This window comes from Acinetobacter sp. LUNF3 (assembly GCF_022699605.1).
In the GTDB taxonomy this organism is placed as follows: Bacteria; Pseudomonadota; Gammaproteobacteria; order Pseudomonadales; family Moraxellaceae; genus Acinetobacter; species Acinetobacter johnsonii.
Genome location: NZ_CP093968.1, coordinates 3117403 through 3129430 on the forward strand (window position 1 = coordinate 3117403; position 12028 = coordinate 3129430).

Here is a 12028-nt window from a genome sequence, read left to right on the forward strand (position 1 = left end):
ACCGTAGATACAATTTTTTAATTCGAATTATTACATTTGCTAAAGTAGCAAGCTTCTGTATGGGTTGTAATTTAGACTTTGGTCTGTAAATTTTAAACAAGCTCAGCAGCCTCTATCCCAGATGCGCTATGATGGCCGAGATGATGGAAAAACTTTAGGTAAAATGAACAGCTGGCTCATTATCGGGGTATTGGCCCTCTATATCGTCTTACTCTTTATCTGCGCCTTTTTTGGTGAGAAACACGCCAGCCGCCTGAGCACGCGTGGGCGCATGCTATTGTTTAGTTTAACTTTAGGGGTCTACTGTTCATCTTGGACCTTTTATGGCGCAACAGGTGCAGCAGTTCGTGAAGGCATTATCTTTCTGCCGATCTACCTTGGCCCACTACTTTTCGTCGCACTGGGCTATGACATTTGGCGTCGTTTAGGCCGCGTCCGTCAGCACCATGCTATTTCATCGATTGCCGATTTTGTCGCTGCACGCTATGGTAAAAGTGGGCCTTTGGCCTCAATGGTGACTATCCTCGCCGTCATTGCGATTATTCCTTACTTAGCCCTGCAGCTACGTGCCATTGCACTCAGTGCCGCGGTGATTTTAGAACCTACCGCAGGCAGCATCGCCTCAACCACCAACGGCGTGCTATTCCTCACTGGTATTTTGGCCATTTTAGCCATGATTTTCGGGACCAGACAGATTGCCAATACAGAACAGCATGGCGGTCTGATGTTGGCGGTTGCCTTCGAGTCTTTTGTCAAACTGTTTGCTTTGCTGTGTGTCGCGCTCTTTTTCGTGTTTGCTGCACCTGAAAACATCCATCAAATCTCTAAGGATGTTGCAGAGACTTTCCATCAAGTACAACTCATTGGTGTACCCGATACATTTTGGATTCAAACCTTGTTGGCTGGACTTGCGATCATTTGCTTACCGCGTCAGTTCCACGTCGCTGTGGTCGAATTACGTGATGAAAAACATATTCGTGGGGCACGGCGCTGGTTCGCAGTTTATTTAGTTTTAACCATCATTGCTATTATCCCGATTGCCAGTTGGGCACTGCATGCAACGCCAGGTTACTTAGCGATCCCCGATGTCGCGGTTTTGTCTTTGCCTTTAAGTTATGGCCAAGACTGGTTAACCCTATTGGCCTTTTTAGGCGGCTTCTCTGCCTCTACGGGTATGCTGTTGGTGTCTTCAGTGGCCCTGTCGATCATGCTCAGTAATGACTTGATCATGCCTGCCTTATGGCGTACCAATTTACTGTCCCGCCATGATAAACGCTTACCCTTGGTGCTTAAATTTACCCGCCGGGTCTGTATTTTAGCCGTCATGCTACTGGGCTTTTTGTTCTTCCATTTTTTTAATGACATTGACCAACTTTCAGTCTTTGGCTTGTTGGCCTTTAGTGCGGTGGCTCAGTTCTCACCTGCCCTCATTGGTGGTCTATACTGGCGTGGCGGCAGTAAACAAGGCGTCTATGCAGGTTTATTGGCTGGTTTTGGCATGTGGGCCTACACACTGTTGTTACCGACTGTGCTGCGCAGTTTGCCTACTGAATATTCACACTTTACCGAAAGTTTTCTTAATGTCGGGCCCATGGGCATTAACTGGTTACGTCCTGAAGCCCTGCTCGGTTTTGAATCCTTTGCCGCACTCACTCATGGGGTGGTATGGGCACTCGGTCTGAATATTATTTTATACATTTGGATTTCCCGCGTTTTCCGCCCCAGCGTGGCCGAACAAATTCAAGCAGAAAGCTTTTTCTATTATGAAACTAAGCCACTGCCGACACAGAGCACGTCTACAGACATCAACTACATTCATCACGATGTTGCACGTTTAAAAGTTGGTGATTTAATCACCTTAGCCAAACGGATTACTGGTGATGGTGCAACTATGCGCGCTTTCCAACAGTTCTGTGCCCAGAACAATGTAGTGCTGAATGAAAACAGCAATGCCAACGGCATGTGGTGGCGTTTTACCGAACAATATTTGGCAGGCACTATTGGTGCTGCATCGGCGCGTACCCTGCTCACCACCGCAATGGTCAACAATGGCCTCGCTTTGGGGCAAGTGGCAAACATTCTAGACCAAGCCTCACAGTGGCAACGTTTTAATCAAAACCTGATCATGACCATGATTGACCACATGACCCAAGGGGTGAGTGTGGTCGATGAAAATATGTGTTTGGTGGCATGGAATAACCAATATTTAAAACTGTTTGATTATCCAAAAGACATTGTCTATGTCGGTTGTCCGATTTCGGATTTGATTCGGTATAACGCAGAGCGCGGCGAATGTGGCCCGGGTTCGGTCGAAGAACATGTACGGAAACGGATGCACTGGATGCAAGTCGGTAGTGCGCACGAGTTTGAACGCATTCGTAAAGATGGTCGTGTCATTCAAATGCGTGGCAATCCAATTGAAGGCGGCGGCTTTGTCACCACCTTCGCCGACATTACCGCCTTCCGTGAAAATGAAGCCATGCTGGAGGCGCGTGTCCAAGACCGAACTCAACAGTTAGCAGATGCATTGACTGAACAACAACTGGCACGTGAACAAGCCGATAAAGCCAATATGTCGAAAAGCCGCTTTATTGCCGCGGCCAGTCATGACTTATTGCAACCGATGCATGCTGCGCGTCTGTTCAGTACAGCTTTAGAACAAAGCGTACAAAGTGAAGAAGACCGTAAAACCTTACAACAGCTTGATCGTGCCTTACACGGTGCAGAAAGTATGTTGTCTGCCCTGTTGGATATTGCCCGTCTTGAAGGTGGCACCATTCAACCCAACCGTCAGGCTTATCCGCTGCATGATTTACTCAGTGACCTCGAATTGCAGTTTAAATCCATTGCCGCACAGCGCGGTATTCGTTTTAGCGTACATGATGCTCAGTTCTGGATAGATACCGACCCACAATGGATTCGCCGTATTATTCAGAACTTTGTCAGTAATGCCCTACGCTACACTGCCAAAGGCAAAGTGGTGGTGGGCGTACTCCGCTCCACGGACAAACCACGCCATATTCGAATTGGAGTGTGGGATACAGGACCCGGGATTGCAGAAGAACAACGAATCAAACTATTCCAAGAGTTTGAGCGCTGTGGCCATACCTCACCGTGGGGTGAGCAAGGGCTTGGCTTAGGCTTAGCCATCGTACAACGGATGACCAGCCTGCTCGACTACCCAGTGCATGTCTATTCAGAGTATGGCAAAGGGTCATGCTTTATGATTGAAGTACCAATCATTGACCCACCAAAAGTCGTGGCAGCGCCTGTACAAGCGGTTCCACTCAAAACCAAAGCCTATAAAATTTTGTGCTTGGACAATGACGAAACCATTTTAGAAGGGATGTCGACTTTACTGACCAAATGGGGCTATCAAGTGTTTAAGGCAACTGAACCTGAACAGGCTTTTGAGATGATTCAACAAGAAAATATTCAGGTTTGGTTGGTTGATCAGCACTTAAACCATGACAAAATTGGCTTGGACTTTATTTTAGCCAATCGTCAAGAAAATGTCCCCGTCGCTTTGATTACCGCAGACTCAGATCCTGAACTGCCACAACGGGTCAAAGATATGAATATCGTGCTTTTGAAAAAACCATTAAAACCTGCTTCTTTACGAGCATGGTTATCGGGTTTAAAAATTTCAAATCCTGAATAAATTCACTACATTTACTCACAAAACCCAAGCCATATGACTTGGGTTTTTGTCTTTTTTAGGCCCTGTATATACGGCAAACTGACTAAAGTTTTAAAGGTTTCGACCAAAGTGCTCATTTTCAGCTCTTTGAAGCCCAATAATATTGACTAAAAATTACACATCCATTTTTACTATGGCAAAATACACCACTTACATTAGTGAACACTTGTATACTTAGTTACAATTTTTCAAGTATTTGTTTTATTTAAACTAAATATGCATAAAAACACAAAATACGACTTTAGTCGTATTCATCTCCACAGGGGATTGGCAGATAACTAGGACTAAGAAAAGATCAGTTTTTCTACCTATATACCTCTTCCTTCGCTGAAGAAACTGATCATCCTTCTCTTGGAGTTTTATGATGAACATTTCTAAAGCAATGCCACATGGCTCAGATCAATCACAACAATTTTTGCGCCAGTATAGTGCCAATGCCTTTTTACCCAGTATTGACTGGGTCGAACTCTTTAAACAAAGTAGACTCAAAGAGACTCATGTTCAGGCCTTAGATACGCTGTATCACACCGCTATTCCCCTCGCATTACAAGTGTTTGAACAACTCGACTTTGATGTGTTTCGCCCCGCGGCTTACCAACCGCAAGGTTTAGGTCTATTTGAAAAACTTCAGCAACAAGAAGACCCGTTCTTGCTGGCATTGGAAGCCGAATCCAGCGGACTCAGTGCAGATGTGCGCCATCAAATTTGGAGCATGCTCCTTCGCGGCGGTGCAGTTTTGGTGTTTAAAGCATGGCTCGGTAAAGTCAAAACCGATCAGGATCAACTCGACACCACCCAGTTTGACCAATTGTCGGATCTGCTCTTTATTAAAACACCACCGCAAGTCTTGGCGGATCGCTTAAGTATTGATGCGCAAGGAACACAAGACCATATTTTCCTCATGTATGACAACGAAATCTACTTAGACCGTTTCAACAGCTTGGAAACGGCGGCTTTATTTGTCGATCTTGGCGTGTATGACGCAGCTTTTTTAAGTCTGCGCGATGACCGCGTTGCCGCTTATTTGAAACAACAGGGCTATGTCTCTGAAGAGCAAATTGATGACTTGCAATGCGCTTTAAATCCTTTATTTTGTACCGATGTCACCAGCAAACAAAACTGCTTGGCTTAAACTTAAGACCGAAAAAAAGCGCTGATGATTCAGCGCTTTTTTTAATTCAATAGATCAGCTTACATGCGTTTTTCTTCAATATTTAAAGCATTGATCGCAAGGACCGCTTGAGTTCGGTTCTGTACTCCAAGCTTACGGAAAATCGCAGTCACGTGCGCTTTAATCGTCGCTTCTGAAACATCAAGTTCATAAGCAATCTGCTTATTCAGCAAACCTTCTGCCACCATCATCAAAACACGGAACTGCTGCGGTGTTAAGGATTGAATTCGCTCAGCCAGTGCAGTTTCATCGGCAGCACGTGGGTCAAAGTTCATGTTAGCGGGTAAATTTGGTGGCAACCAAATTTCACCATCTAAGACTTCGCGAATTGCTTCGCCAATATGACTTGGATGTGCCGACTTTGGAATATACCCCATCGCTCCATGCGCAATTGAACGCTGAATGATCGACGTCTCTTCATGCGCTGAAACGACAATGATCGGTAATGATGGATACTGGGCACGAACGTGTACCAATGCAGAAAAACCTGAAGCACCTGGTAAGTTTAAGTCCAATAGCACCAAATCAGGTTCAGGACCTTTTTCAAGGCGTTCATAAAACTCGTTTACTGCGGCTGTTTCATGAATTTGAGCTTGCGGTAAGCTATAACGAACAGCTTGGATTAACGCATGGCGAAACAGCGGATGGTCATCAACGATTAATATATTCATAAGCAACGAGAGATTTCGAGTGCACTAGTCTTGACTATTCTAACCATACAAGTGCCGATAAGGATATGCAAAGTCTAACTTTTTTTCACTTTATCACGCTTTATTCAGAAAAATAGCCTCAATTCCAAGTCGATCTTGAAATATAAATAACTAATCACATTTTGATATAAAATTTATCAGCACATCGAAAAAGGTTATTTAATTTAAATATATATAAAAAATACAACCATTTAATAAAAATTTAGATAGTCTTTTTCAGCATCAACAGATATATCTGAAAATCAGATAACTTAACTCTATTTCTTTATTTTACAGCCTTCATTCAGATATTAGATAAATAAGCCCATTCCGAGATACAACACTTTAGGGCTTTCCTTATGTCTACTTTACTGCAAAAACCACTCAATATTGTCGCTGTGTCAGGCGGTTTAAATACCCCGTCTAAAACTGAGGCATTGGTACAAGAAATATTAAATGAACTGGGCGATGCAACCCCAATCAATGTACATTTCATTAAATTTAGCGAAATTGGCCATTTACTCGGTGGCGCGATTTACCGCAACCAACTGCCACAACGTGTGCAAGATGACTTAGCAGCGGTCGAAGCTGCCGATGCGTTGATTGTTGGAACACCAGTTTACCGTGCTTCATTTACTGGTTTATTCAAACACTTTTTCGACTTTGTTGAGCAAACGGCGCTGGTCGATGTACCGGTACTACTTGCAGCCTCAGGCGGCAGTGAGCGTCATGCGTTGGTACTGGAGCATCAACTTCGCCCACTATTTAGTTTCTTCCAAGCGCAAACTTTACCTATTGGAGTCTATGCCACAGACAAAGACTTTACACCCGCGTATACCATCCAAAGTGAATTATTACGAGATCGGATTACTCTTGCGGTAGCTCGTGCTTTACCCATCCTAGAATGGGCACCTGCGAAAGGTCAGCGTGCAGAAGTGGTGAAAGAAAAGACCCAACTTGCGAATCAGAACTTGGGTATCAACACGCAAATTGAACAAGACGATGTACTGCCTTCAGCGGCAGTTCCAAATTTAGATGCAGCCGAGTCTCGCTTGCATCAGAAAAAAGCCAAACCACAAGTCGCTTAACGCAAAAGCATTGAGAGGGTTTTCACATGTCACAACAGAATAAAAATATTACGTTTGCTTATTGGGTACCCAATGTCAGCGGTGGCTTAGTGGTGAGTAATATTGAGCAGCGCACAGACTGGAGTTATGACTATAACGTCCGTTTAGCACAGGCTGCGGAAAAAAATGGCTTTGACTATGCTTTAACTCAGATTCGTTTTACTGCGGGTTATAACGCAGAAAACCAACATGAGTCGGTCAGCTTTAGTCACGGTATCTTAGCCAAAACCAGCAAACTCAAAGTGATTGCCGCTATTTTACCTGGCCCGTGGAAACCCGTGCTTGCCGCAAAACAGCTTGCAACCATCGACCACTTAACCCAAGGACGTATTGCGATTAATGTGGTTAGTGGTTGGTTTCGCGGCGAATTTGATGCCATTGGTGAAGCATGGCCTGAACATGACCAACGCTATGCTCGCTCAGAAGAATTTATTCGTGCATTAAAAGGTGTTTGGACCCAAGACAACTATAGTTTTGATGGAAAATACTACCAGTTCAAAGACTACACCTTGTCCCCCAAACCTGTGCAAAAGCCGCATATTGAAATTTTCCAAGGCGGCAGTTCGCGCGCTGCACGAGATATGGCATCACGGGTTTCAGACTGGTATTTTACCAATGGCAATACCCCTGATGAACTCAAAAAACAGATTGATGATATTCGTGCAAAAGCTCAACAGAATGGCCATCAGGTCAAAATTGGGGTGAATGCTTTTATCATTGCCCGAGATACCGAGGAAGAAGCGAAAACGGTTCTGCAAGAAATTATTCATAAAGCCAATATTCAAGCGGTTCATGCCTTTGGCGAGGCCACCCGTGAAGCGGGTGCAGCAACACTGGAAGGTGAAGGCAATTGGGCCAAATCGAGCTTTGAAGATTTGGTTCAATACAATGATGGCTTTAAAACCAATTTGATTGGTACACCACGCCAAATTGCTGAACGTATTGTGGAATTAAAAGCCGTTGGTGTGGATTTAATCCTTTCAGGTTTTTTACATTTTATCGAAGAGGTTGAATACTTCGGTGCCAAAGTGTTGCCATTGGTTCGTGAGTTGGAAGCTCAACAGCAATCCGTTGAGACTGCCAAATCTGCTTAGCTCGGTAAGCAACAGACACGAACTAAAAAATAATAATGATAGGTGACTCTATTCTTCCCTCAGGGCTCGGCTTGAGGGTTTTTTTATTGGTGTATAATCCGCACAAAGTAAAAAATAACCATTTTATATGAACAACAGCCAACCCTCTAAATTCATTAATCTTTCTTTGGCCTTTTTATGGGGCTATCAAGGTCTAATTCCTAAAATCCTCTTTATCAATCCCGATGAGATTACCATTTGGCAAACTTTTGGACTTTCCTATGCACAGGCCCAACTGGCAGGTCAGGGCTCAGGTGTGCTTGAGTGTGTTTTTGCTTTATTGTTCCTATTTAGCTCCAGTAAATATCTGCATTACCTCAGTATCTTTAGCTTAGTGTTTTTATTCACACTGGTCGCTTTTCTAATACCAGACAGTCTCATTCGTGCTTTTAATCCTGTGGTCATGAACCTTGCAATGATCAGTCTATCCATTTGTTATTGCATGCTTCACAACCAAGAAGCGACGTCCTTTAGTTCACAAAGTAAAGGATCCATATGAATTCAAAATCAGGTTGCATCGTCATTACAGGCAGTTCTAAAGGTATCGGCTTGGGTTTAGCTCAAGCCTTCTTGGAACAACAACAAGCTGTCGTGATTTCTGGGCGAAACAGCACAGATTTGCACAGCGCCCTGCAACAGCTACGGCATCGCTTTCCCGCTGCGCTGATTCATGCTGTCACTTGTGATGTCACGCAAATCCATGAAGTACAAACGCTTTGGGATGAAGCCATTCAACAATTTGGTGCTGTTCAGATTTGGATTAATAATGCAGGCAGTTGTACAGCGACACTAGACTTTAAAGATCTCACAGCAGCAGACATACAAACTGTAGTTCAAACCAATATTCTAGGCAGTATGTTCGGCTCACAAGTGGCCTTAAATGGCATGCTAGCACAAGGCTATGGTCAAATTTTCAATATGGAAGGTTGGGGTACTCGAGGCGAATGGAGTGCAGGCATGACCGCCTATGCCACCACCAAACGTGCCGTAGGTTACTTTAGTCTAGCCCTGTTTAAAGAAACCAAACAGACCCACATTCAAGTCGGCACACTCAGCCCTGGAATGGTGGCAACCGACCTACTGGTATCCTCTTGGCAAAATGGCAATATTCAGCACTGGAACAAAATGAAACGGCTTTTTTTGTTTATTATCGATCCTCCCGAAGTGGTCTGTCGCTATTTGGCTCAACGTATTTTAGAGAATAAGCGTCGCCATACCCGAATCGTATGGATGACGCCCTTACGTCTGTTGCTCCGATTTTTGCGACCCTATTATTGGCGTCGAAATCCAATCAAAGGTACAGCTTTAGCACATCTCAACTCAAAATAATGCCACATCGAGTGATAGATCATTTACATTAAACATCCCCCCCGAATTAGGAAGACTTCTAATGTACACAGGTATCGTACAAGGCTTAGAGAAAATTCTAGATGTCCGTCAAGGCGACGGTTTTAGCACCCTTGTGGTTTCAAATACACACAACTTTTTTTCACGATGTCTTCATCGGTGCAAGTGTAGCCATCAATGGCACCTGCTTAACTGCAACGCGCATCGATCTGACCGCCAATCAAGTCCATTTTGATGTCTCAGATTTGACTCGACGCCTGACCACTTTAGGCACTTTACAGGCAGGTGATGAGGTGAATATAGAACGTTCAGCCAAAGTCGGGATGGAAAATGGGGGGCATAACTTGTATGGACATATCGAAGGAACGGCTACAGTAAAGCATCTGAGCCATCACGGCGAGACTCTGCATGTGGATCTTCACATTCCAGAAGGCAATATCAAATACTTTTTCTTAAAAGGTTTTATTGGTCTGAATGGTTGTAGCCTCACCGTCAACCGTGTTGATCGTAACAGCCATGAAATTTCAGTTGATTTGATTCCTGAAACTTTGCGTCTGACCACGTGGGCATCGGTACAAGTCGGCGATGCCGTCAATTATGAAATTGATCAGATGACACGGACGATGGTGGATACCTTAGAAAGCATCCATCAACGTTAAGATGGTTTGATTTTTGTGCTTCCTATCATACATAACTCTCTAGCCTCATGCATGCATCAAGACTTTCCCTCAAATAAAAATACCGTCTGCTTAAGACGGTATTTTTTAGACCAATTTTAGCCGTTTGGATAAACTTCTTTAATCAACACTTCGACCACTTGTGGTTCAGCCAGCGTCGATGTATCACCCAAACTATCTAACTCGTTCGCCGCAATTTTTCTTAAAATACGGCGCATAATTTTACCTGAACGTGTTTTCGGTAAAGATGGTGCCCAATGTAAGGCATCTGGTGTCGCCACAGGACCGAGTACCTTTCTTACCCACTGAATCAGCTCTGCACGGAGTTCTTCCGTTTGCGCTGTGCCCGCTTGTAAAGTAACAAAAGAACAAATTCCCTGCCCTTTGATTTCATGTGGCATTCCTACTACTGCAGCCTCAGCAACCGCCTCATGTGCCACCAAAGCACTTTCCACTTCAGCCGTGCCTAAGCGGTGCCCTGACACATTCAGTACATCATCCACCCGACCTGTGATCCAGTAATAACCATCTTTATCACGGCGTGCACCATCGCCCGTGAAATACGTTCCCGGATAAGTTGCAAAGTACGCTTCGATAAACCGCTCAGGATCCCCCCAAATGGTTCGCATTTGTCCCGGCCATGAATCCTTAATCACCAGATTGCCTTCGGCCTCACCTTCTAACTCTTTGCCTTCAGCATCAACCAAAGCGGGTTGAATCCCAAATAAAGGACGCGTTGCAGACCCGGGTTTAAGTGGTGTCGCACCGGGAAGTGGAGAAATCAAAATCCCGCCTGTTTCGGTTTGCCACCAAGTATCCACCACTGGGCAACGGCTTTCTCCCACTACCGTGTAATACCAATTCCATGCTTCAGGATTGATCGGCTCTCCGACGGAACCAATTAAACGCAAACTGCTACGATCACTCTCACGGACAAAGGCATCCCCTTCACGCATCATGGCGCGGATCGCTGTCGGGGCAGTGTATAAAATCGTCACATTGTGTTTGTCGACAATATGTCCTGTACGTGCCCAACTTGGATACTGTGGAATCCCCTCAAACATCACCGTTGTGGTTCCATTCGACAAGGGGCCATACAGCACATAAGAATGTCCCGTAATCCAGCCTACATCTGCGGTACACCAAAACACATCATCTTGTTTTAAGTCGAACACTTCACGGAAGGTACTATTCACATAAGTTAAATAACCGCCTGTGGTATGCAGCACACCTTTGGGCTTACCGGTTGAACCTGAGGTATATAAAATAAATAGGGGGTCTTCGGCATTCATCGGTTCAGGTGGACAAATCTCGTTGACCGTCATGATTTCCATGTGATACCACAAATCACGCCCTTCTTTCAGCGTAATCGGATTGCCTGTCCGGTGCACCACAATCACGTTTTGTACCGAGTCTGTCCCAGGTAGATTCAATGCCGCGTCTACATTTTCTTTCAGCGGAATCGGTTTCCCCCCGCGCATTCCTGAGTCTGCGGTAATCACAATTTTGGCTTGACTGTCATCAATTCGGCTCGCCAATGAATCAGGTGAAAAGCCACCAAACACCACACAATGCACGGCACCGATTCGGGCACAGGCCAACATCGAAATGGCTGCTTCTGAAATCATTGGCATATATAGCACCACACGATCACCCTTCACCACACCATGCTTTTTCAGGACATTGGCAAAACGACACACTTCATCATACAGTTCAGCGAAGGAAATGATTTTATGGCGTGAGGGATGGTCACCTTCCCAAATAATGGCGGGTTTATACGGATGCTCTTTTAAGTGTCGGTCAAGGCAGTTGGCACTTAGGTTTAACTGACCATCTGCAAACCATTCAATTTTAAAATTATCTTTATCATAACTGGTGTTTTTGACTTGGCTAAAAGGCTTGATCCAATCTAGCTTCAAAGCTTGTTCAGCCCAATATTCGTCAGGTTGTTCTATCGATTTTTGATAACGTTCAAAATATTCTTGTTCATTGGTGCGCGCAGTTTTCTCAAATTCAGCAGGTACAGGATAGACTTCTTTCATATCATACTTCCTTATATTCTGACTCTCATCGCGAGAGTTCATGCCACAGTTATTGGTTTATTATTGGACTGCATAACCACAGTATGACGATTGTTTTTTAAACAGATCAACACGGCTTTGGTCGTATATTATTTCTACAATT

The 12028-nt window shown here is 44.5% G+C and carries 8 protein-coding genes and 1 pseudogene; 7 read left to right on the forward strand and 2 right to left on the reverse strand.

Annotated features, from left to right (window positions below; genetic code table 11):
- Positions 1-163: 163 nt before the first annotated feature.
- Together MN200_RS15260 and MN200_RS15265 are read left to right on the forward strand one after the other, a co-directional pair.
- Complete coding sequence (locus tag MN200_RS15260) at positions 164-3661, forward strand: PAS domain-containing hybrid sensor histidine kinase/response regulator (RefSeq protein WP_058870593.1); 3498 nt, start codon at positions 164-166, stop codon at positions 3659-3661.
- A gap of 403 nt (positions 3662-4064) precedes the next feature.
- Positions 4065-4832 carry a hypothetical protein gene (locus MN200_RS15265; protein WP_058870484.1) on the forward strand — a complete coding sequence of 256 codons (768 nt, stop codon included), beginning with the start codon at positions 4065-4067 and terminating at the stop codon, positions 4830-4832.
- Positions 4833-4891: 59 nt separating this feature from the next.
- On the opposite strand, the gene MN200_RS15270 is transcribed toward MN200_RS15265, so the two are convergent.
- Positions 4892-5542: a response regulator transcription factor gene (locus tag MN200_RS15270; RefSeq protein WP_004691689.1), complete on the reverse strand. Its 651-nt coding sequence runs from the start codon at positions 5540-5542 to the stop codon at positions 4892-4894.
- Positions 5543-5919: 377 nt separating this feature from the next.
- On the opposite strand from MN200_RS15270, the gene msuE reads away from it, so the two are divergent.
- From msuE to MN200_RS15295, 5 genes and pseudogenes are all read left to right on the forward strand, one after another.
- Positions 5920-6648 (forward strand): FMN reductase, encoded by a 729-nt coding sequence (gene msuE, locus MN200_RS15275; RefSeq protein ID WP_058870485.1) that lies wholly within the window; start codon positions 5920-5922, stop codon positions 6646-6648.
- Between the two features lie 26 nt (positions 6649-6674).
- Complete coding sequence (gene sfnG, locus MN200_RS15280; protein ID WP_242759803.1) at positions 6675-7781, forward strand: dimethylsulfone monooxygenase SfnG; 1107 nt, start codon at positions 6675-6677, stop codon at positions 7779-7781.
- Positions 7782-7908: 127 nt separating this feature from the next.
- Complete coding sequence (locus MN200_RS15285; protein ID WP_058870487.1) at positions 7909-8319, forward strand: DoxX-like family protein; 411 nt, start codon at positions 7909-7911, stop codon at positions 8317-8319.
- On the forward strand, positions 8316-9149 hold the full coding sequence (locus MN200_RS15290) for an SDR family oxidoreductase (protein WP_058870488.1): 834 nt from the start codon (positions 8316-8318) through the stop codon (positions 9147-9149). The genes MN200_RS15285 and MN200_RS15290 overlap by 4 nt, the downstream gene beginning before the upstream one ends.
- Before the next feature lie 61 nt (positions 9150-9210).
- A pseudogene (locus MN200_RS15295) lies at positions 9211-9826 on the forward strand (riboflavin synthase).
- A 116-nt stretch (positions 9827-9942) separates the two neighbouring features.
- Here the strand turns inward: MN200_RS15295 and acs are convergent.
- Positions 9943-11886 (reverse strand): acetate--CoA ligase, encoded by a 1944-nt coding sequence (gene acs / locus MN200_RS15300; protein WP_242759805.1) that lies wholly within the window; start codon positions 11884-11886, stop codon positions 9943-9945.
- Between the last annotated feature and the right edge of the window lie 142 nt (positions 11887-12028).

Bases quoted from the DNA above. Each gene is read 5' to 3' on its own strand.
- msuE (WP_058870485.1), top strand. From the start codon at position 5,920: ATGTCTACTTTACTGCAAAAACCACTCAATATTGTCGCTGTGTCAGGC.
- acs (WP_242759805.1), bottom strand. From the start codon at position 11,886: ATGAAAGAAGTCTATCCTGTACCTGCTGAATTTGAGAAAACTGCGCGC.
- sfnG (WP_242759803.1), top strand. From the start codon at position 6,675: ATGTCACAACAGAATAAAAATATTACGTTTGCTTATTGGGTACCCAAT.
- MN200_RS15260 (WP_058870593.1), top strand. From the start codon at position 164: ATGAACAGCTGGCTCATTATCGGGGTATTGGCCCTCTATATCGTCTTA.
- MN200_RS15265 (WP_058870484.1), top strand. From the start codon at position 4,065: ATGAACATTTCTAAAGCAATGCCACATGGCTCAGATCAATCACAACAA.
- MN200_RS15290 (WP_058870488.1), top strand. From the start codon at position 8,316: ATGAATTCAAAATCAGGTTGCATCGTCATTACAGGCAGTTCTAAAGGT.
- MN200_RS15285 (WP_058870487.1), top strand. From the start codon at position 7,909: ATGAACAACAGCCAACCCTCTAAATTCATTAATCTTTCTTTGGCCTTT.
- MN200_RS15270 (WP_004691689.1), bottom strand. From the start codon at position 5,542: ATGAATATATTAATCGTTGATGACCATCCGCTGTTTCGCCATGCGTTA.